Annotated in this window: 22 protein-coding genes; 18 read left to right on the top strand and 4 right to left on the bottom strand. The window is 52.6% G+C overall.

Features of this window, described 5'->3' with window-relative positions; translation table 11 throughout:
* The first annotated feature begins 19 nt into the window (after positions 1-19).
* From I2123_RS13780 to I2123_RS13700, 17 genes are all read left to right on the top strand, one after another.
* The gene (locus tag I2123_RS13780; protein ID WP_244879820.1) at positions 20-583 is read left to right on the top strand and encodes a terminase small subunit; all 564 of its coding nucleotides are present in this window, start codon (positions 20-22) and stop codon (positions 581-583) included.
* On the top strand, positions 580-2,055 hold the full coding sequence (locus tag I2123_RS13775) for a terminase (RefSeq protein WP_213050737.1): 1,476 nt from the start codon (positions 580-582) through the stop codon (positions 2,053-2,055). The genes I2123_RS13780 and I2123_RS13775 overlap by 4 nt, the downstream gene beginning before the upstream one ends.
* Before the next feature lie 566 nt (positions 2,056-2,621).
* Entirely contained in the window at positions 2,622-2,828 is a 207-nt protein-coding gene (locus I2123_RS13770) for a hypothetical protein (RefSeq protein ID WP_213050736.1), read from the top strand.
* A 3-nt stretch (positions 2,829-2,831) separates the two neighbouring features.
* Positions 2,832-4,493 carry a portal protein gene (locus tag I2123_RS13765; protein WP_213050735.1) on the top strand — a complete coding sequence of 554 codons (1,662 nt, stop codon included), beginning with the start codon at positions 2,832-2,834 and terminating at the stop codon, positions 4,491-4,493.
* Complete coding sequence (locus I2123_RS13760; RefSeq protein WP_213050734.1) at positions 4,490-4,804, top strand: Bbp19 family protein; 315 nt, start codon at positions 4,490-4,492, stop codon at positions 4,802-4,804. Before I2123_RS13765 ends, I2123_RS13760 begins: the two co-directional genes overlap by 4 nt.
* Positions 4,797-5,120 (top strand): phenylalanyl-tRNA synthetase subunit beta, encoded by a 324-nt coding sequence (locus I2123_RS13755; protein ID WP_213050733.1) that lies wholly within the window; start codon positions 4,797-4,799, stop codon positions 5,118-5,120. The genes I2123_RS13760 and I2123_RS13755 overlap by 8 nt, the downstream gene beginning before the upstream one ends.
* A 16-nt stretch (positions 5,121-5,136) precedes the next feature.
* Positions 5,137-5,874 carry a peptidase gene (locus I2123_RS13750; RefSeq protein ID WP_213050732.1) on the top strand — a complete coding sequence of 246 codons (738 nt, stop codon included), beginning with the start codon at positions 5,137-5,139 and terminating at the stop codon, positions 5,872-5,874.
* Between the two features lie 11 nt (positions 5,875-5,885).
* The gene (locus I2123_RS13745) at positions 5,886-6,869 is read left to right on the top strand and encodes a major capsid protein (RefSeq protein ID WP_213050731.1); all 984 of its coding nucleotides are present in this window, start codon (positions 5,886-5,888) and stop codon (positions 6,867-6,869) included.
* Positions 6,870-6,924: 55 nt separating this feature from the next.
* On the top strand, positions 6,925-7,359 hold the full coding sequence (locus I2123_RS13740) for a Bbp16 family capsid cement protein (RefSeq protein WP_213050730.1): 435 nt from the start codon (positions 6,925-6,927) through the stop codon (positions 7,357-7,359).
* A gap of 11 nt (positions 7,360-7,370) precedes the next feature.
* Positions 7,371-7,727 (top strand): hypothetical protein, encoded by a 357-nt coding sequence (locus I2123_RS13735; protein ID WP_213050729.1) that lies wholly within the window; start codon positions 7,371-7,373, stop codon positions 7,725-7,727.
* A 50-nt stretch (positions 7,728-7,777) separates the two neighbouring features.
* On the top strand, positions 7,778-8,107 hold the full coding sequence (gp10, locus tag I2123_RS13730; protein WP_238485174.1) for a capsid staple protein: 330 nt from the start codon (positions 7,778-7,780) through the stop codon (positions 8,105-8,107).
* Positions 8,107-8,712, top strand: a complete 606-nt coding sequence (locus I2123_RS13725; protein WP_213050728.1) for a phage connector family protein — start codon at positions 8,107-8,109, stop codon at positions 8,710-8,712. The genes gp10 and I2123_RS13725 overlap by 1 nt, the downstream gene beginning before the upstream one ends.
* Positions 8,712-11,171, top strand: coding sequence for a phage tail protein (locus I2123_RS13720; protein ID WP_213050727.1), 2,460 nt, complete (start codon positions 8,712-8,714; stop codon positions 11,169-11,171). Before I2123_RS13725 ends, I2123_RS13720 begins: the two co-directional genes overlap by 1 nt.
* Position 11,172: 1 nt before the next feature.
* The gene (locus tag I2123_RS13715; protein ID WP_213050726.1) at positions 11,173-11,637 is read left to right on the top strand and encodes a hypothetical protein; all 465 of its coding nucleotides are present in this window, start codon (positions 11,173-11,175) and stop codon (positions 11,635-11,637) included.
* Positions 11,637-12,197 carry a hypothetical protein gene (locus I2123_RS13710; RefSeq protein ID WP_244879819.1) on the top strand — a complete coding sequence of 187 codons (561 nt, stop codon included), beginning with the start codon at positions 11,637-11,639 and terminating at the stop codon, positions 12,195-12,197. The genes I2123_RS13715 and I2123_RS13710 overlap by 1 nt, the downstream gene beginning before the upstream one ends.
* A 9-nt stretch (positions 12,198-12,206) precedes the next feature.
* Positions 12,207-14,969 (top strand): hypothetical protein, encoded by a 2,763-nt coding sequence (locus tag I2123_RS13705; RefSeq protein ID WP_213050725.1) that lies wholly within the window; start codon positions 12,207-12,209, stop codon positions 14,967-14,969.
* Complete coding sequence (locus tag I2123_RS13700; RefSeq protein ID WP_213052516.1) at positions 14,969-18,256, top strand: hypothetical protein; 3,288 nt, start codon at positions 14,969-14,971, stop codon at positions 18,254-18,256. The genes I2123_RS13705 and I2123_RS13700 overlap by 1 nt, the downstream gene beginning before the upstream one ends.
* Here I2123_RS13700 and I2123_RS13695 read toward each other — a convergent pair.
* Complete coding sequence (locus I2123_RS13695) at positions 18,249-18,740, bottom strand: hypothetical protein (RefSeq protein WP_213050724.1); 492 nt, start codon at positions 18,738-18,740, stop codon at positions 18,249-18,251. The two genes, I2123_RS13700 and I2123_RS13695, sit on opposite strands and share 8 nt — an antisense overlap.
* Positions 18,741-18,763: 23 nt before the next feature.
* Here I2123_RS13695 and I2123_RS13690 point away from each other — a divergent pair, with 23 nt between their 5' ends.
* Positions 18,764-19,060, top strand: a complete 297-nt coding sequence (locus I2123_RS13690) for a hypothetical protein (RefSeq protein WP_213050723.1) — start codon at positions 18,764-18,766, stop codon at positions 19,058-19,060.
* Between the two features lie 632 nt (positions 19,061-19,692).
* On the opposite strand, the gene I2123_RS13685 is transcribed toward I2123_RS13690, so the two are convergent.
* The 3 genes from I2123_RS13685 to I2123_RS13670 form a co-directional block, all read right to left on the bottom strand.
* Positions 19,693-20,328 carry a hypothetical protein gene (locus I2123_RS13685; RefSeq protein WP_213050722.1) on the bottom strand — a complete coding sequence of 212 codons (636 nt, stop codon included), beginning with the start codon at positions 20,326-20,328 and terminating at the stop codon, positions 19,693-19,695.
* 164 nt (positions 20,329-20,492) lie between these two features.
* Positions 20,493-21,182 carry a BRO-N domain-containing protein gene (locus I2123_RS13680; protein WP_213050721.1) on the bottom strand — a complete coding sequence of 230 codons (690 nt, stop codon included), beginning with the start codon at positions 21,180-21,182 and terminating at the stop codon, positions 20,493-20,495.
* 420 nt (positions 21,183-21,602) lie between these two features.
* Positions 21,603-21,872 (bottom strand): hypothetical protein, encoded by a 270-nt coding sequence (locus I2123_RS13670; RefSeq protein ID WP_213050719.1) that lies wholly within the window; start codon positions 21,870-21,872, stop codon positions 21,603-21,605.
* Positions 21,873-21,892 lie beyond the last annotated feature (20 nt).

Raw genomic sequence — 21,892 nt, 5'->3', positions numbered from 1 at the left:
TACCGTGGAGGTAACTATTATGGCTGAAAAAGGTAAGCTTAACCCGCAAATGGAAATGTTTGCGCAGGAGATGCTGAAGGATCCCCGCAACCAACGACAGGCTGCGATCAATGCTGGCTACTCGGTGAAGACGGCCACGCAAAAAGCTGCTGGCCTCATGAATCTGCCGAAGGTTGTTGCACGCATCGAAGAGCTGATGGAAGCACGTAATAAGCGCCTGCGCATCAGTGCTGACTACGTGCTGCTGCGGTTGGTTGAAATCGACCAGATGGACGTGCTGGACATTATCGAAGATGACGGCGGGCTCAAGCCGATCAGCCAGTGGCCGAAGATATGGCGCACCACGCTCAGCGGTCTGGACATCAACCGGATCCGCATGGCCGGGAAGAATGAAGAGGACGATATCGAATCCACCCTGCAGAAAATCAAATGGCCGGACAAAGTGAAGAACCTCGAGCTGATCGGGAAGCACGTCGATGTCATGGCGTTCAAAGAGCGCATCGAGGTGAGCGGCACCGTAACTATCGCTGACCGTATGGCGAACGCCCGCCGCCGCGTCAAAGAGCAGAGTGAAGATAAATGACTGATGCCGCCGTACTCTCGCCGGAAGAACAGCTGATCGAAGACATTGCCAGTTTCACGCATGACCCGTTGGGATATGCGCATTACGCGTTTCCGTGGGGTGAGCAGGGCACAGAGCTGGCGCACGCAGCGGGCCCGAGGAAATGGCAGGCTGACGCATTCCGCGAGATACGCGACCATCTGCAAAACCCAGCGACACGGCACCAACCGCTGATGATAGCCAGGGCATCCGGGCACGGTATCGGTAAGTCTGCATTCATCTCCATGCTGATGAACTGGGGCATGTCCACCTGCGAGGACTGCAAGGTGGTGGTGACCGCCAACACCGAGAACCAGCTGCGCACCAAGACGTGGCCGGAAATCATCAAATGGTCGAACCTCGCAATCACCAAGCCGTGGTTCACGACGACCGCTACCGCGATGTACAGCAACGACAGCGGCCACGATAAACGCTGGCGCGCTGACGCCATCCCGTGGAGCGAGCACAACACAGAGGCGTTCGCCGGTCTGCACAACGAGCGCAAGCGCATCATCGTCGTATTCGACGAAGCGTCCAACATTGCCGATCTGGTGTGGGAGGTTGCAGAGGGGGCGCTGACCGATGAGGACACAGAAATCATCTGGGTGGCATTCGGGAACCCGACCCGTAACAGCGGACGTTTCCGCGAATGCTTCCGCAAATACAAACACCGCTGGCACTGCGCACAGATTGACAGCCGCACGGTTGAGGGCACAAACAAAGAGCAGCTGCAAAAGTGGGTAGACGACTACGGCGAAGACAGCGACTTCGTGAAAGTTCGTGTGCGTGGCATCTTCCCGGATGTATCAGAAGCTCAGTTCATACCAACAGGCCTGACTGATGCGGCCATGAAACGCCAGTGGACAGCCGCAGAAGTGTCTCACGCCCCGATCATTATCGGCGTAGACCCTGCATACTCCGGCGCGGATGATTTCGTGATTTATATGCGTCAGGGGCTGCACAGCAAATGCCTCGGCACCTACCCGAAAACCACTGACGAGCTGATATCCGCGAAGCGCATCGCCGACTTTGAAGACCAGTACAAGGCTGACCAGGTGTTTATAGACTTCGGTTATGGCACTGGCATTCATTCCATCGGATCAAGCTGGGGCAGAACTTGGCAACTGGTGCCGTTCGGTGGTGGCTCTACAGATCCACAGATGGCGAACAAGCGCGGTGAGATGTACAACAGCTGTAAGTCTTGGCTGAAGATTGGCGGTTCATTGGACGATCAGGAGACGGCTGACGATCTGAGCGCGCCGGAGTACAAAGTCCGTCTCGACGGCAGGATTGTGCTGGAAAATAAAGAGGACATCAAAAAGCGGATAGGGCGATCACCAGGCAAGGCCGATGCTCTGGTGCTGACGTTTGCATTCCCAGTCACCAAAAGGCAGAACCTGCCGGGTGGGGTGGCTGCTAATCAGGTGGCCACAGAATATGACCCATTCAAATAAAAAAATGCCCCCGGCGAAGGAGGCGAAAGACTACACACAGCAATGGGATGTATCACGGTCACAGGTATTACCGGCTGAGCACTGTGGGCACCGGTGCCATCCCATACGGTGCTTATTGGCTACTTCAATGCTCATGCGGTAACACGCTGGTTTACGTCCAGCAACGCTGAGTTCGGTGATCCGGTTCCAGTACCGGACTGCTCCAGCTATCAGACCTTTGCAGGTAACAGGCACTGCCTGCGTTTGCTATCCGAGTTTTCATGAGTGGAACGGGATGTTGAGCATGTCGGACTCAACGGAGATGGCACTGGTAACCTGTAGCGGGTATTTAGTCGCACCCTGCGTTTACAGAGTGGCCCATTCCAGTATGATCAATGCCATTTCCTGTTGGGTGCCGGTTACGCTCCGGCGTCGTTTTTACGACCGTTCTTTAAACTGTGGTTTCATGCTAACTATCGATAATGACGCCTCAATAGTTACCATAAAGGTAACCACACATCTATTAATTGTCAATAAATATTCTAATATGGTTAAATGGTAATTATTTCCTGCGGATGAAAACCATTATGTGCATCGGTAGCTCTCCAAAAACCTCTACACCTCAGGTGCAATCAGCGCCGCAAGCCCAAGACGAAGCCGTTGTGAATGCCACTGACGAAGAGAAGCGCCGCCGCCGTGCAGCTGCTGGTCAGAAGTCCACGATCCTCACGTCTGCGCAGGGTGATACCAGTACGCCAGCCGCCGCCTCAGGCAAAACCCTGTTGGGGGCTTAATCGATGGCTGAAGAATCGCGCAAGCAGTTTTACAACAAACAACTGAGCTCTCTGGAAACAGAGCGCTCCTCGTTTGATACCCACTGGCGCGACCTGTCAGATTTCATTCTGCCGCGCAGCAGCCGATTCCTCACCAGTGATCGTAACAAATCTACCCGCAACACAAAGATTGTTGACCCGACGGCTACGATGGCGAACCGGACATTGTCCAGCGGCATGCTCTCCGGCATCACCAGCCCTACGCGCCCGTGGTTTTCACTCGGCACGCCTGACCCAGAGATGATGGAGTACGGCCCTGTTAAGTATTGGCTCGAGATGGTTCAGAACCGCATGAACGATGTGATGAACAAATCTAACTGGTACCAGTCATTGCCGATCGTCTACGGGCAGTTGGGTACATTCGGCACAACGGCCATGTCCCTGCTGGAAGACGACGAGGATGTGATCCGCACGCATCCATTCCCGATCGGCAGCTACTACCTGTCGAACAGTGACCGCCTGCAGGTCGATACCGTTTACCGCAAATTCTCTATGACGTGCCGTCAAATCGTTCAGCGCTTCGGCTTGGACAACGTCAGTGACAGCGTTAAATCTGCATGGACCAGCCAGCAGTACGAACAGTGGTTCGAAGTAGTTCACGTCGTTGAGCCAAACATGAACCGCGATACCGGCAAGATGGATTCGAAGAACAAGAAGTTCGCATCTGTCTATTACGAGGCCGGTGGTGCAGACAACAAGCTGCTGAGCGAGAAAGGTTTCGACGACATGCCGATCATGGCGCCGCGCTGGGATATCAACGGCGAGGACGTTTACGGCTCGTCCTGTCCGGGCATGATTGCGCTGGGCAGTGTTAAAGCTCTCCAGCTCGAGCAGCGCCGCAAGGCTCAGGCGATCGACAAACTGGTTAACCCGCCGATGGTGGGGCCATCCAGTTTACGCAACCAGCGCGCCAGCCTGCTGCCCGGTGAAATCACTTACGTTGACCAGGTCAGTGGCAGCACATCTTTCCAACCTGCTTACGCCATCAACCCGCGCATCAATGAGCTGGTGGCCGATATTCAGGACACCCGATCCCTCATCAACTCCAGCTACTTCGTTGACCTCTTCATGATGCTGCAAAACGTCAACACCCGCAGCATGCCGGTGGAAGCCGTGGTCGAGATGAAAGAAGAGAAACTGCTGATGCTGGGACCGGTGCTGGAACGCCTGAATGACGAGTTTCTCGACCCGTCTATCGACCGCATCTTCAACATCATGGCGCGCAAAAACATGCTGCCACCGGCACCGCCGGAACTGGCCGGCCAGTCGCTGCGCGTCGAGTACATCTCTGTAATGGCTCAGGCGCAGAAGGCTGTGGGTATTGGCTCAATTGAGCGGTTCGTCGGCTTTGTCGGCGGTCTGGCTCAGGCCAACCCTGCAGCGCTGGACAAACTCAACATCGATCAGGCCATCGACGACTACGGAAACATGGTCGGCGTTCCGGCAACCATCATCGCGACGAGCGATCAGGTGGCTCAGGTGCGAGAAGAGCGAGCCAAACAGCAGCAACAACAGCAGGCGATGCAGACCAGCATGGCGGCAGTGCAGGGCGCGAAGACCCTCAGTGAGACACAGACCGATCAGCCGAGCGCTCTTAGCGCAGTGACCGGGGCGATGCAGCCATGACAGACCTCGAGCCCGAAGAGGTAGAGCGCCTATCAGAGGAAGCGCACAAGAAGTCCATCGAGCTGAAGAAGCGTGACGATCAGGACATCGAAAACATCATGACTACCGAATCAGGCCGCCGCTTCATTTGGTCGCTGCTTGAAGAAACAAAGGTTTTTGCCTCCAGCTTCACCGGGGACAACAACTCAACGAATTTCAATGAAGGCCAGCGCAACGCCGGTTTACGTGTGTTCAGCCGGGTAATGGCTGTCTGCCCGGACATGTGGCTGGTGATGGCTAAAGAAGCGAAAGAGGAAGACAGCAATGCCTAGAATTCAAACCCAGCGTATCGCCCGCTTTGATGGCGGAAACCAAATCGTAGAAGTGGTCGATGAATCCGGCGCTTCTGTTCCTGCACCAACGGCATCGACTGCTGGCGGTGTGAAGCTGGGTGCCACGATTGCGGCAGCTGCTGCTGCGACGGCAACCGCTGATACGGCATCGGTAGCGACTGATGTTGCTGGCCTGCTCGCTGACCACAACGACCTGGTCACCAAATACAACGCATTACTGGCTGACACCGCATTAATTCGTACAGCCCTGAATGCCGTGCTAGCGCAGTTAAAAGCACAAACCATTCCGATTTGATAACGGGGAAAGATAGATGAACTTATTCGAACGTTTGGTGCTGCGCCGCCTGCAATCTGCTGATGCTGGCGCAGAGGCTGGTGGTGCCGGCGGTGGTGAACAACCTGCCGCTGCTGTTGAAACACCCGCCACTGACAAACCTGCTGGTGAGGCTGGTGCAGAAGCCAGTGATAAACCCGGTGCAGAAGCTGAGAAGCCAGCAGCAGGCGACAAAACCCCAGAGCAACAGGCGCAGGAAAAGGAGTTAGCTGACAAAGCCGCGGCGGATAAAGAAGCCAAAGACAAAGCCGACAAGGTGCCTGAAAAGTACGAATTCAAGTCGCCGATAGAAGGCCAAGAGCTTGACGCTGAAATGACTGCTGCCCTCGAGCCTGTAGCCCGTGAACTCGGCCTGAACAACGAGCAGGCTCAGAAGCTGGTTGATATCTACGGCAAAGACATCCTGCCGAAGATTGAAGCGCGCCAGCAGGAGAACTGGGCGAAGCAAACCGAAGCCTGGGCGAACGAAGTCAAGACTGACAAAGAGATCGGTGGTGATGCCTTTGTTGCCAATGTCGGTCTGGCTCAGAAGGCTCTCGATACGTTTGCCCCTGCCGGTCTGCGTGAATATTTGGAAACCACCGGTCTGGGGAATCATCCCGATCTGGTGCGTTGTTTCGTGAAAGTCGGCAAGGCCATGAGTGAAGACTCCATGATCATGCCAAACACTGGTGGCCAGCGTAGTGCGGCCGATGTTCTGTACGGAAATAACTGAGGAAATGACATATGGCTGTTAAAAGCACCACAGCGCTTACGCTGGCCGACTGGGGTAAACGTGTAGACCCTAACGGTAAGATCGACAAAATTACGGAGCTGCTCTCGCAGACGAACGCAGTGTTGCAGGATATGCCATTCGTAGAAGGCAACCTGCCAACTGGGCACCGCACAACTGTGCGTTCTGGCTTGCCAAGCGCCACCTGGCGCTTGCTGAACTATGGCGTACAGCCAAGCAAATCAACCACCGTTCAGATCACCGATGCATGCGGCATGCTGGAAGCCTATTCCGAAGTAGATAAGTCACTGGCAGACCTGAACGGAAACACCGGTGAATTTCGTCTTTCAGAAGATCGTGCGTTCCTCGAAGCCATGAACCAGTCAATGGCTACCACGCTGTTCTATGGCGATACCAGTGTCAACGCCCAGCAGTTCATGGGGCTGTCCTCTCGTTACTCCAGCCTGTCAGCCGGAAATGCTCAGAACATTATCGATGCAGGCGGTACCGGCACTGATAACGCATCAATCTGGTTGGTTGTCTGGGGCGAAAACACCGTTCACGGCATCTTCCCTAAAGGGCAGAAAGCCGGTCTGAGCCATGAAGATAAAGGGCAACAGACCTTGTTCGATGCCAACGGCGGGAAATATGAAGGCTACCGCTCTCACTATAAGTGGGACAACGGCTTATGCCTGCGTGACTGGCGCTATGTGGTGCGCGTGGCAAACATCGACATCAGCGATCTCGAAGCTACAACGCCTATCGACATCGTGAAGTTGATGATCAAAGCATTGCACCGTATTCCAAACCGCGGCATGGGCAAGCCTGTGTTTTACATGAACCGTACTCTGAGCGAATACCTGGACATTCAGTCACTCAACAAAGCCTCTCTGGCCTTGTCCGTGAAAGAAACCGAGGGCGAGTTCTGGACTACGTTCCGTAACGTGCCGATCCGCGAAACCGATGCGCTTCTGGAAACTGAAGCCCGCGTTGTTTAACCGCCGACCTTAACTGATGGGCTGCTGATGTAGCCCACTCATTGGAGAAAGAAAGATGATCCTCGACAAACTGTTGATGTTCTCCGAAGCGCAGGCGGTTACCGCTACAGCTGCTTCAACCGATGTGATCGACCTTAGCCCGCTGAAAGGCACACGCCGCGATATTGGTGTGGGCGAACCGCTGGAGTTCTGGACTAACGTAAACACCACGGCCACCGCCGCCGGTGCTGCTACCGTCAACGTTCAGCTGCAAACCAGTGCCGATAACTCCACCTGGGTAACGCTGTACGACAGCGGTGCTCTGGCTCTGGCGTCACTGGTGGCAGGTAAGCGCGTTCTGTCAGCCAAGGTTCCGCAGGGTGTGCTGAAGTACCTGCGCGTGAACTACGTGGTCGGCACCGGTCCATTAACTGCTGGTGCTTTCACCTCCGGCATTAACCTCGATGTCGATGCGAATACCTTCTACGCGTCTGGCTTCACCGTTAAATAACAGGGGGCAACATGTCAGAAGTTGCACGCTACAGAATCCTGGCTCCTTCATACATCAACAAACAGCTCTTGTTTGAGGGTGATGAAGTGGATTACGAAGGCAAGCCGGGCAGCGCACTGGAGCCGATCAACGACGCGGCGAAAGAAGCGAAGAAGAAGGCCGACAAGAACTATGTTGAGCCGAAGCCGGAAGGTGAAAATCCACCTGCGCCGAAGCCGGAAGGTGACGGTTCTAATCAGGCTGATGTCGATCTGGCTGCTCTGCGCGATGAGTATGAAGCGCTGTTCAGCTCAGCCCCGCATCCGGCCATGAAGGCTGAAACCATGAAGACCAAAATCGCTGAAAAGCGCGCTGAGTTAGGCGTTTAACAGTCACTTCCTGAAGGGGCGAAAGCCCCTTTACTCTCCGGAGCATCGACATGAAACAACCGCAGATGGTCAATCTAAAGCAGGGAACTGACAGCTTTCAAAACGAAGAGGGCAAGACGGTAGAGCGTGATGACTACCCGTGGGGTCTGCGCATCACCCTCAACGATGAAACCCTGAAGAAACTGGGGATCGCGTTGCCTAAAGTCGGTTCTGAAATGCTGCTGTGCGGCAAGGTAAAAGTGCTGTCTACCAGCATGCGCGAAGATGGCGAAGACTCATACAGCAGTGTCGAAATGCAGATCACCGACATCGGCCTGATGGATGAAGCCGCAGAGCCACAGAAAACCGCCGCTGACACGCTTTACGGGAGCAATGAGTAATGGGTTCAGTTATCCAGATTTGCAACATCGCGCTGATGCGCATCGGCAGCTCACGCACCATCAACAGCCTGAGCGAGCAAAGCAAACAGGCTGATGTTTGCAATGTGTTTTACGAATCTGCCCGCGACGCTGTGCTGAGCGACTTCGACTGGAACTTCGCTTCAAAGCGCGTGGTCCTTGCTGATCTGGATACGCCGTCAACCGACTGGCAGTTTGCATACCGGTACCCGACCGACTGCTCCCGCATTATTGAAATCATGACGCCGGGGATTCGTTTCCCTGCGCCTGGCATGCGCGTTGCGTACGAGGTGGGTTCTGACCCGGACGGCACAGGCAAAATAATTTACACCAACCAGCCAGAAGCACAGCTGCTGTACGTCGGGAAAATAACCGACCCGAATATGTTCGACTCTTTGTTTAGTGATGCGTTGAGTTGGCGTTTGGCTGCGGAACTGGCGATGCCTCTGTCTGCCTCCGGGGATCTGGGCAATAAAGCGTTGCAGATGTACAACGCGGTGATCCTGTCTGCTGGCGCTCGGTCGATGAACGAATCAGAAGAACCGCCTGTTCCTGAGTCGGAGTTCACCATAGCGAGGTTGTCATAATGGCTGTCAGCGCAATGCAGGCATCATTTGCCGGTGGTGAGATTTCACCAAATCTTTATGGCCGTGTGGACCTTGAGCGTTACGCCAGTTCACTGCGTCGGTGCCGCAACTTCATGGTGCGCCAGTTCGGTGGGGTTGATAACCGCGCAGGTTTCAGGTTCCTTGGGGAGGCCAAAAACTCATCGCAGAAATGTCGGTTAATTCCTTTCCAGTTCTCTGTAAGCCAGACCTTTGCTCTGGAATTCGGAGCTGGTTATATGCGCGTCTGGGCTAATGGCGCACCGGTCCTCTACACATCAGGCGCCAGCGTTGGTCAGCCGGTTGAAGTAGTGACGCCTTACGCTGAAGCAGACCTGTTTATGCTGAAGTTCACGCAGTCAGCCGACGTAATGACGATCTGCCATGTTGCTTATCCGCCAATGGAAATACGCCGATATGGCAATGAAGACTGGCGCACGGCACCGGTCAGCACAAATGATGGTCCATTTCAGGATGGCAATATCGATGAATCCGTCACCGTGGAATCTTCCGGGGAAACCGGGACTGTTACGCTGACATGTACCTCCGCTATTTTCAGTGCAGAGCAGGTCGGCACCCTATTTTTTATCGAGCAGCGCACCACTGGTGACGTCGCTAAATGGGAGACGGGGCGTGATGTTACTTTGGGTGAGCAGATCCGTTACTCCACCAACTATTACGAATGCACCCGAGCTGGCAAGACCGGCACCGTAGCGCCGACGCACACCGATGGCACACAGTTAGATGGCTGGTATGGAGATGCAAACAGCGTCGAGTGGCTTTATCTGCACAGCGGGAATGGCATTGCCAGAATCACTGCAGTTGCTGGTGATGGCCTGACGGCCACAGCAACCGTTATCAACCGCCTGCCGAAAAGCCTGACCGTCACTCCGAGCTATAAGTGGGCGAAGTTCGCATGGAACAGCGTTGATGGTTATCCATCGACCGTTGTTTATTTCCAGCAACGTTTGATGTTTGCAGCATCAGCGTCATTTCCGCAAACAGTCTGGACCAGCAAGAGCGGCGACTACAAAGACTTCGGAACGTCCGTTCCTTCTGTGGACGACGATGCTATCAGCTACACCTATGCTGGCCGCCAGCTGAATAAAATCCTGCACCTGATCGACGTGGGATCACTGGTCGCGCTCACGTCCGGTGGCGAGTACAAAGTCAACGGCGACCAGACGGGCACGCTCACACCATCGACATTCAATTTCAGCTCTCAGGGGCAGAACGGCGCAAGCGATGTTCCACCAATCGCCATCAGCAACGTTGCGCTGTTCGTGCAGCAGAAGGGAGGAGCTGTGCGGGATCTGGCCTACTCGTTTGACGTTGACGGCTTTCAGGGTTCTGACCTGACTATTCTGGCAAACCATTTGTTTATCGGTCATCAGATTATCGACTGGGCGTTTGCCATCACACCATTCAGCATTGTCTGGTGTATTCGCGACGATGGTCTGCTCATGGGGCTGACGTATCTGCGCGACCAGCAGGTTGTAGCCTGGCACCCGCACCCGGCGACGAACGGATATTACGAGTCGGTGTGCAGCATCAGCGAAGGCAATGAAGATGCCCTTTATGCTGTTGTCCGCCGCGTCATCAACGGCCAGACCAAACGTTATATAGAGCGCTTAGACTCGCGCATTTTTGCTGACATCAGCGACTCTTTCATTGTTGACAGCGGGCTGACCTATGACGGACGCAACACTGACGCATCGCGCACAGTGGTCCTGACAGGCGGCACCGGCGATTGGGATTACCGTACGGATTACACGCTGACGATCAGCGGTGCCAGTTTCTTCAGCGCCGGTAATGTAGGCGATCAGGTTCTGCTGCCATATATCGAGGATGCAACGGATAAAATCCTGAAGCTCCAGATCGTTGCCATTTCCAGCGGTAATGTCGTCACGGTCAGCGCCAACCGTAATGTTCCGGTGCAGTTCCAATCTGTGGCCACAGCCACGTGGAATCTCGCAAAAGCCAATTTCACCGGTCTTAATCACCTCGAAGGGCAAACGGTAAGCATCCTTTCTGACGGGAACGTTGAGCCACAGAAGGTGGTAAGCGCTGGGGCAATCTCACTGGAAACACCGGGCGCTGTTGTCCATGTCGGCCTGCCAATATCAGCCGTGGTCGAAACTTTGGATATCAACTTTTCCGGACAGGAAACCATTCTCGACAAGAAAAAAATCATCAACAAAGCCGACATCATGGTGCAGGACAGCCGCGGCATCTTCGCCGGAACGCCGGGCGGGAAGATGTACGAGTATCCTCAGCGTGAGTTCGAGTTCTACGATGACCCTGTCAGCAACAGAACCGGACTGATCACCGTTGATCTCGAATCTGAGTGGGATAAGTCAGGCCGAGTAATCATTACTCAGTCAGACCCATTGCCACTATCCATTCTGTCGATCATCCCTAAAGTCTCGGTGGGTGGCTGATATGCGCACCGTTCAAATCATTCCGGCTACCGAAGCACATGCGGCAGAAATGCTGCCGTACATCCGCCAGGCGGATATTGATGAGTTCTATGCTGCTGCGCTGATTGAACCTTCAGAGGTATTGCGCCGCTCTATGGCTGCGTCTTCCATCTGCTGGGCAGGGGTTATCGACGGTGAAGTTGTGGGCATCTTTGGTGTATGCCCTGCATCAATGCTGACAGGCTTCGGCGTTCCTTGGCTGGTCGCTACCGATCGGCTGGAGAAAGTGCAGGTAACCTTTCTGCGCCATTGCCGCCCGGTTCTGGCACAAATGCTGGCGCTTTACCCTCGCCTTGAAAACTTCGTTGATGCCCGCAACGCCGCCGCGAAATCCTGGCTGCACTGGCTTGGCTTCACGCTTAACGAAGCGCAACCGTATGGTGCGCTGCAATTACCTTTCCACCATTTCCATTTGAGGGCTGAATAATGTGTGAGCCGACAACAGCAGTTCTGGCTATTACCGCCATCGCGGCGGCGGCATCAGCTGCCAGCGCAGTGAAGCAAGGCAATGACGCCAAGAAGGTGGCGAATGCCAACGCTGATGCGCAGGAGCAGGCTGGGCGTGATGCAATTAACGCCGGTAACTCACAGGCACTTCAGCAGCGCAATCAGGGGCGTCAGGTAGCTGGCCGGCAGGCGGCCGCATTCGGTGCCAACGGCACTGACATGACATCTGGATCAGCGCTGAACACATTCGGGGATACGGCATCAGGCACTGAGCTGGACTCGCTGACCACTATCAACAACGCACAGCGGCAGGCTGCTGGTCTGGACTTCCAAGCCAGCACCAGCCGAGCGCAGGGGAAGATTGATCAGAACGCCGGTTACTCAAAAGCAGGCTCAACAATTTTAAACGCGACGCTGTCAGGATTCTCTGCCTACCAGACCATGGGCGGATTGGGCGCCACAGCAGGATCATCTTCGAATATGTTCTCCAGCGCCGCTAAGCAACCTTATTCCGCAACTGCCCCATTCTCATTCAGGTAAGGTGACGTCATGCCAACAGTACCAGTACCGCAGTACGAACGTCAGAGCGTAGACCGTCAGGGTCCAGTAAACGTTGCCAACATTCAGCAGCGACCTGGCGGACTGGATGCCATTGCTGAATTCGGCAGTAACCTGTCTGGAGTGATCCAAGAGCAAAAACATAAAACAGATTTGGCCTTTGCCCAGAATGCTCTGCTGGATTTCAACAAACAGGCTGATGACCTGATCAATAACCCTCAGACTGGCTTGGTAACAAAGCAGGGTGCGCAGGCGCTGGGGCAGAGTGAGCAGGTGTCTGGGCAACTTTCACAGCTTGCAGATAAAGCATATTCAGCAATTCCAGACGGTCCCGTTAAAGACCAATTTCGCGGTCAGTTTGAACAGGCTGGACAGCAAGTATCGAGCCGTGCAAAAACCTACGAGATCGGCCAGCGCCAGCAGTTTGAAGCAGGTCAGTTTCAGGGGTTGATCAGCAACCTACAGCAGCAGGCCGAAAACAGCTTTGATGACAATCAGGGTTTTATTGATGCAAACCTCATGGCCAGAGATCAGATCATGGCTTACGGGCAAACGCACGGCCAAAGCCCTGAAGAGATTGAAGCCAACTGGGTTAATTTCCGTGATAAGTCATCCAAGGCTGCTTTAACTGCTCAGCTCACAGCAGGCCGATACGACCAATTCATTCAGAAAAATGGCGAACCATCAGATCTTGGGGGCGCTAGCCGCTTCACATCGCATGGCAATTCCTCTCCTGCGCGCGGGTTGAGAAACAACAACCCCGGAAACATTGAGGCAAGTGACGCAAATCCTTGGGAAGGTCAGACCGGTAGTGATGGACGATTTGCCAAGTTCGAAACACCAGAGCATGGGATCCGTGCATTGGGAAAAAACCTGCTTTCATACCAACGGCAGGGCATTAACACCGTCGCAGATGTGGTAAATCGTTGGGCGCCAGCGGCTGATGGTAATGACACGAACAGCTATATCAGTGCTTTGTGCAAAAATCTCGGAGTTGGTGCTAATGACCAGTTAGATATGACCAACCCAAGCACTCTGGCAGCGCTGTGCGCAGGCATTGTTAACCATGAAAATGGTAACCAACCGTACAGTGAAGAACAAATAAATACCGGCGTCAGCGCCGCGCTGGGCTTGTCTGCACTGAACTCATCGAAGCGTCGTACTGGCAATGCTGCGTTTGATGCTGCGAGCCCAACAGCGCAGGGGCAATATCTCCGTCAGGCTCAGGCCATGCAGAACGAGCAGCGCGCACTCTACGCTCAACAAATTGGCTCATCAGTAAAAGACGCCTACTCTGCTTTGGATGAAGGTTTAAGACCAAGCCAGATGCCTACTCAAAACGATTTCATTCAGGCATATGGTCCGTTGAAGGGAACTAAGCAGTGGCAGGATATGCAGGATCAGGTGAGGTATGGCGCTGTGATTGGCGCAGCCAAAGACATGTCACCGTCTGGCCGTCAGGATGTGCTGGAGCGCCTGCGTCCGAACGACCCGAATGAACCCAACTTTGCAGCTAACCAGCAGCGCTGGGACAAAATGCAGTCTAAATTCAAGCAGCTTGATGCCGAGTGGGAAAAGGGTCAGGGCGTAAATCGTTTTAACTCTTCGCTTCAGAATAATTTCCCTCTGGACCCGAATGACAAAAGCAATCAGGCCGCAGCTGATCATTACTTCGACCAGAGCGTAGCGCCTGACTTCAACATCAAGAGCGACGAAAGCCTTAGCCAGGTTGCGAACATCACCACCAAGTCGGGCATCCTGCCAACTCAGATCAAAACAATGCTCACCGCCGGTGCAACATCCAAGGATCCTGCTGTAGTTGTACCGATGGCTAGAATGTACGGCCAGATTTTTGACAACAACCCTGCCGCCGTGACCAATCTGGATAAAGGAGCGATGGCATTTTACGCCAAGGTTTATGCATATGACCGCGCAGGCGTTCCCGCAGATAAAGCGGTTGATATGTCCTATAGCCAGGTGTACGAGCAGGATGATCGCACCAAACAAATGATCAGCACAAAGCAGCGCGATAAAGATTATCTAAAAGGTCGTGAGTCAGCGGCACAAAGTAATATCAGCGCGCTGACATCAGCGACGTCATTCACTCCATCAGCGAGTGACCCGTCACGATCGAATCTTCAATATCAGCGTGACTACCAGACTATTTATGATGCCAACTTTGCGCAGACTGGCGGTGATGCCGGTCAGGCGGAAGCCATGACAAACGCCATGATCAGGAATACGTGGGGTGTGTCATCAGTAAATGGCAGTCCTGAGATCATGAAGTATGCGCCGGAGGCGGTGTATGGCGTTAATAACGGCTCAGGCAATTGGATTCAGGGGCAATGGGGGAATGAGAAAAGAGAATTACTCGATAAATCTTTCGGTGGCGAGCGCGATGACACGGACCTTGTGTTAGTGCCTGACGCTGTTACTCCTCGAGATCAAAGCTACAGCGTGATGGTGCGTCAGAAAAACGCCGAAGGATATGATGATGTGAGGCCATATTATGGCGAAACTGGGATGCCTGTTCGATTCAAGCCAGACCAAAAAACATCCCCTATGTATAAAGCAACAATGGGCTTCCAGCAGCAACGCGTAGAAGCTGCCAAAGAGCAGCGCCAGCAAAGTGAAACAGTAACATCGTCTGGTTTCACCAATGACACAGGTTATCAGCCACCAGATTTCACTAAACCATTCGGCGCAGGTATCGCTAACCAATTGCCATCTAACATCACAGCCGGGGGGAAATGATGCCAACTTACGAGCAAAAACCGGATGAACTTTTGTCTGCTGATGTCAGCCAGATCCCGCAGCCAGAAGACAATAGTTTTTATCAGCAAACACCGTCACTGCTTTCTGCCCTGAACCCATTCACTGAGGATCAGCAGGTGCAGCGTTCTCGCGACGCCGCATTCCGCTTGGACAACTCTCTGGGCAGTTTTATTGCCAGCGCGCCGTTTAGCCAGTTTGATAAGGTCGATGGATATAATCCATTTGATAATAACGCTGCCGACCTTACAGGCTATGAAGACTATGCTGATTCGTTTATCGATGCCGGTTCTCCAGAAGAAACTTTGGCGATAAAACATCGGATCGATACACAAATGCAGGACCGGGCGTTTTTATCTGAGGCTGGCGGTGCTGGCATCATCTCAAGCATGGCTATGGGACTTGTCGACCCGATTAACGTTGCCTCAGTTTTTGTCCCTCTGGGTGCTGTTGAGCGTGGCGGATCTGCAATCAGCACAGCTGCTCGCTTTGCGGCTGCCAATGCTGGTGCTGGGGTAGCCTCCGAGTTGTCGTTAAACGAAACACAGGAGACTCGCACCCTTGGGCAGAGCGCCATGAATGTGGTTGTTGATGCAATGGTGGGCGGGATCCTCGGTGCTGGCGCTCAGGTGCTTGCTGGCGCTGGCGCGCGCGAAGCGGTGAATGCCTCGGTATCTGCCAACTTACGGGGCACCGACGCGCCGCAGAGTATTGGTGCAGCACAGGTATTTAACACCACTCTCGATCAAGAGCAGCTTGCAGGGCTGGGGCTGTTCAATAAAACCCTGAGCATTAACCCAGGCGGGCGCCTGGCACAGTCACCAGCACGATCATCACGCGCCATAAATCAGCAGTTGGCCGAGAACAACTATTTCTTTGCCAAAAATGACGAGGGTCTTGCGACATTTACCGCGGCTGAGACAAAGATAAAACAGTACGACACCATGCTGTATAAGCAGATGGAAAATACGAAAGACGCATATCAGGCATACAGCAAGAACATCCGCACCACCGGTGGTAAACGCATGAACTTCGTCGATTTTAACGAGGCTGTTGGTGCGGCTATGCGGCGTGGTGATCAGAGTGAAATTCCAGAGGTTGCCCAAGCAGCAGCATCCATCAGGCCAATTTTTGAAGCGACAAAAGTTCGCATGCAGGAGTTGGGTATTTTGCCTGAAGACGTCAGTGTTTCAACCGCTCAAAGTTATCTCCCTCGCGTATACAAGTTCGACAAAATCCTCTCTGACCGCACAGAGTTTCGTGGGCGTATAGCGACATGGCTGCGAGGCATCAGCTATGGCGGGGCTGAAAAGGCTACTGCACGTCTGGAGAAAATAAACGCTGGGCTGAATGATGCCGCAGATGCTGCGCCCAAGGCAAAGGCATTGGCCGATGACATCACCGCCTCTAAAGCATGGGCAGGCAGAGAGGCTGAATTAAAAACTGAAATTGCTGCCCGGGATAAAATCATCAAAGAAAGCGATGATGCAGCAGCGGTGACTGCGGCAAAAGCAGAGCGAGACGCCTTCGCCCGCCACAGCGATATTCTGGAGAACACCAAGAAATACCAGTCTGAGCTGCGCGCGCTGAATAAAAAAGTGAAATCAACCGACAGGCTGAACGCCAGCCGCGAGAGGAATCTGAAAAATTCAGAACCTTTAAGCCGCGAAGAAGCAGAGGATGCTGCTGATGAAATAGTAAATAAAATAATCGGTGCGCCATCTGGATTCGTACCGGCTGATGTCATTCCTGAAAAGATCATTGGGCGCGCTGGATTTACAAAGAGCCGCAGCCTTCTCATTCCTGATGAGCGTATCGAGGACTTTCTAGAGTCGGACATCAATCATGTTATGGAAAGCTACCTGCGCCAGATAGGGCCAGAGATTGAGCTTACTGCCCGGTTCGGCAGCAAAGATATGGGTGAGCAAATCAGGCAGGTTTCTGAGGAGTACACTCAGCTTATCCGTGATGCCAAAACGCCTAAAGAACGCGCTAAGCTGGAGAAACAACGTAGTGCAGACCTGCGTGATATCGAAGGGATGCGCGATCGCCTGATAGGGACCTACGGTGCGCCGAGGGATCCGAGAAGCTTCTTTGTGCGTGCAGGTCGCGTGGCTCGTAATGTGAATTTCCTTCGCCTACTCGGCGGCATGACAATATCGGCACTGCCTGACCTTGCGCGCCCGATGATGCAGCATGGCCTGGCTAAATCTTTGCGACCTCTTGGCGTGATGCTCCGTAATATGTCCGCCATTAAAGTGGCCACGAAAGATCTCCGAGAAATGGCCGTAGGTTTGGATTACGTGCTTTCTACCAGAACAAAAGCCATTGCAGACCTTACCGACCCCTACAGCCGGCGGTCAGCTTTAGAGAAAGGTTTGAACTGGGGGACTCAGAAGTTTGGAAACTGGACATTAATGAATCAGTGGAATACAACGCTGAAGTCGTGGTCTGGCTTGGTAGTGCAGTCCCGCATCCTTGATAATGCCCAATTGCTTTCAGCAGGTAAGGAACTGCCACAGAAGGAGATCCGGAAACTGGCTCAGCTCGGCATCGATCAGAGCATGCTTGGGCGTATCGCTGAGCAATATTCAAAGCATGGCGAAGACATGGACGGCCTCCTTACCGGTCATAGCCATCTATGGGATGATCGCGTTGTGCGTGAAGCGTTTCAGGCTGCCGTGTTAAAGGATGTTGACTCGACTATCGTAACGCCAGGCGCGGGGGATACGCCGCTGATGATGAGCACTGAAGCCGGTAAAATAATCATGCAGTTCAAGACCTTTATTTTCGCTTCTCATAACCGTGTACTGGCGTCAGGAATACAGCAGGGGGATGCATCGTTCTATCTGGGTGCGCTCGGTTCTATCGCGCTGGGTGCCATGGTTTACACGATGAAGCAAAACCTGTCGGGGCGTGAGGTAGATTATCGTCCTAACAACCTGGTCAAAGAGGGGCTCGACAGATCAGGGATGTTGGGCTGGTTGTCTGAGCCGGTGAACACCGTCGAGAACATGAGCGGTGGGCGTTTCGGTTTGGGCGCCATGTTCGGTGCGCCGCCGGTATCGCGATTCCAGAGCCGTAATGCGATCGGTGCCTTAATGGGGCCGACGTTTGATATGGCTGGCGACAGTGCGACGATCGCCAACGGTGTGTTGAATGGAGAATTTGACGACAAACAAGTCCATGCAGTGAGAAAAATGATGCCGTATCAAAACTTGCATGTTATTGCACCGGTTCTCAATAAGATTGAGGAGCAGATTAAGTAGTTTTACATGAACTGACGGCAACTATATTGAATAGATTGCCGTCATTAAATACATACTCATATTGTATGACACCACCAAGATTTATAAATGACATTAAAATTTTGTTCTGACATACCGAGTTTTCCGCATTGTAACTAAGTATTTTTTTTGCTTTATCGATATCACTATCATTGTTTTGATATGCATGTTCAAGCGCGTTTCGATTGTATTTCATCTCTGCCGTAATGATGACTCGGGTGTTATCGGCCTTTACATTCGTAATGTACAGATTATCGCCACTCTTAATTGGCAGTTCCTTTTGCACGTTACCTGCCAGTTTTTTAGCTTGAATGCACATGTCTTCTTTTATCAAGTTTGGAGTGCAGGTGTTGGATTGCTCTTTCAGTCCTTGGATAGGGACGACCAAAGGCTTATATTGTTCAAAAGCTGCATTAGCATGCAGCGGCGAAATAATAATTAGCATGGATATTATTTTACTTTTCAATTTAATTCCTCAGAGGTGACTACATGCAAGCGATAGGTTTTATCATATATATGGGGATAGGGCTTGTACAACTGGCTGCGGTGATGGCGGGCCTTGAAAGTTGGTGGGGGATCAACGCATTTTTCTCTTTCATCCTGGCGGCTATTGTTGCTTACATCCCAATTCTTGGATCAGTGGTTGGTATGGCGGGCGCAATGCAAGCCTGGGATTGGGAGTGGTGGCAGGCTGCGGGCTTGTTCTTCGGTGGGTTATTATTAGTGGTAGCTCTCGGAGGAATAACTGCGTTGGCCGAATGGTTTGGAAATAGAAAAATAGCATAAAAAAAGCCCCATCCGTGGGGCTTTTCATTAACGAATTCCTTTGCCGCCTGGGCGAGAGTCCTCTGAGCGTGCCCCGCAGCGTGAACCATCTGATGCGGTGTCGCCATCATGCTGGCAGTTACCGGCAAAGGCTTGCACGGATGTTCCGAGAGAAAGAGTAACCAGAAGCATTGCGAATATTTTTTTCATGTAAAACCTGTGTGTAGTTATAGCCATAAATGTGGCTACTCAAAGTATTCCCTTAAGTGAAACTTTACCAGTGAATAATTGGGTTCAGTTAGTTATCTACAGATACAAGAAACCTCGCGGTGCTTTTAAATCGACCTTTGCTGAGGTTGCCAGCACGGAAATTCGCAGGTTGATATGTCGTCGATAATTAAAGATAATTTAGATGGGATTCCCTAAATGAAGGGATAAAAAAGTGAGGAAAAACCATGTTGGACAATTTAATATTTGCAGCTTTTTTTATACTTTTTTTGATTTTTGGATGGTGGATTTGCAGCAGCATTTTTAAGAGTGGAAAAGCTATCTATTCCTCATGTGCAATTTGGTTCATCTTTGTAGTTTTTGTAGCGTGGTTGAAGGTTAATCAAGGATAGACACAAAAAAGCCCGCGATCGCGGGCTTTATCTTTATGCTGCTGGCAGCTCAACTTTAGAAATTATGGCTAACCTTGTTTCATGGTGATCCGGATCACCCCACAACCAAGTTTCTTGAACGCCAACATCATCTTCAGAGGAAATCTTTCTAATCTCTCCGCTCATCATGTCGTAGGCGTAAACGTACATGTCGAACGCAATGGCATCATACATCCTTGCTTGCCAGAAGGACATGCCGTCGTGAGTCTGGTTCATATCAGAAACGATCACATCATACCGTTCTAATAGATATCCGAAGAAAATCAGCCCAGCCAGCTCATGCAAAACAGAACGATGGTCGCGTTTTAATGAACGCCAAACAAGAATTTGAGTAACAGGCCTGCAACGTAAAACGGCATCGGGCTGGAAGACTACCCGGTTGTAATACGCAACATCTTCACTCACATCGTTGATTAGAGCCAACTCAAAGTGTTCCTGAGAAATCCTATCAGGCATGCGGTTTTCAACACGCACTAAGCGATAACCAGGAGCCAGCATCATACCTTTAACTTCCGACGTGATATCAACGCCATTTGCTAAGGCTGAGTACAGGGCACGGTTATCCTGGCCTTCGTTCAGATGAGCGAATACCTCATTAACCTTTGCGGCATTTACCAGATTTTTTGGCATATGTGCACCCCATATTTATCAAAAGGTAATGGCTGGTTAGCAAGTTGCTCAACCGACATCCGGTTACCTTATTGGTAATTCTACGTGAGAGCGGTAGATTTGCAAACAAAAAAGATTACTCAGAGAATACTCTACAGGCGCCGGGATCCCGACGCCTGATCAGCTTACTGAATCTTCGTAGCCTGCTGGATGTACGCCGCATGGGTAGCGATGTCCAACAATAACTTCTGCTGCTGCGCCAGCATGTACCGCACGATCTCCAGTTCACGATGCGCACCTGACACGTCATGGCCGTTCTCCGCCAGCTCGCGGAGCAGGGCATGCAGCTGAGTCTTTCCTTTATCTGACAGAACCGCTGGCAGGAACTCCGCCGGACCGACGTTCTCGTTGCTGTAGTGATACTGGTTCTGCACCGCCTTCATGATCATCGGCACACACTCGTCGGCAATCCGCTGCGCTGCTTTGCTGGCAGTGGCGCTCTTACCGCGGCGTCCGTCTCGAATGTTCATGGTGCTGGCAGTGGATGTGCCGACCAGATCGGCGAGAACTTCCGGCTGGCGCTGAGAGTATTGCCCAGTCTGGCGGATGGCCGGCAGCACTTCGCTGGTAACCCATTTGCGGAACCGGTAGGGGATAGTGCCGGGTGTCACCGCATCGCGGCAGCGCAGGATCAGGGTATAGAGGCCGGACTCGGAAATAACGCTTTGCGACTGGAAACCGCCTGGGGTGCGTACTGAATACGTACCCTTTTCGTCGGAATCCAATTTGCGCAGAGCAACATCAACGGCCTGTATCCCTAACGCCTTGCACACGTCTTGAGCCACGAAGTATGGGCGAGTGTCTACAGAAACCATTCTGATTTGGCTGGCTGATTCGAAGCTGAAGATAGTGGGTTCGGTTTGAGCTTTCATGATGAGTTTCCTTTGTAGTTGGAAGTCACCACCGCTGAGACCAATCAGGCTGGTGGTGAGCTGAACAGGGTTGGTCTACCGGCTACAAAGGACCCGGCGCTTCCGAGGAAGCCCCCGCCCAGCCCACCATTGAGATGAGGCTGTGCCGCACGAATAAAAAAACACGCTTAGGCGTGTCGTGCGCCTTTGTAGATTTCAGGAGACCAATCCCGGCACCAGATTTTGCTGGTGCGTAAACACTATGGCGCATTATTTGCGGTGTGTAAACTTACCAAAAAGGTAACTATTACACAATATTAATGCGCAATGTTTACCGTCGCTGGATAAGAACGCCGTCTGCACACGACGCTGGCTCGGTAACGATCACATCTCACTACGCGCCTTTTGCAGCAAATACATGAGGTGCGTCTCAATGTCCCGCAACTTCTCCTGGTTGTCGGTGACGTAGTTGAGCAGGGCCTGCAGTTCTGTCATCGCGCCAGAGATGTCGTAGCCCTCTTCGTAGAGCTGGAGCAGCAACCTCTCAATGTTTGACCCGGTTTTTAACGCAGCTACACCTCTTGGCGTGTGGACTTCCTCTGAGTAGGAATCCGTGCACGGATAGTGATATTCATTTTCTCCTCCTGTTTTCATCACTCACACCTCAATAAGTA

The organism is Rahnella inusitata (assembly GCF_018288855.1).
Classification (GTDB): Bacteria; Pseudomonadota; Gammaproteobacteria; order Enterobacterales; family Enterobacteriaceae; genus Rahnella; species Rahnella inusitata.
Note: the sequence above shows the minus strand (reverse complement) of the source record. Positions and strands in the feature narration are given on the sequence as shown.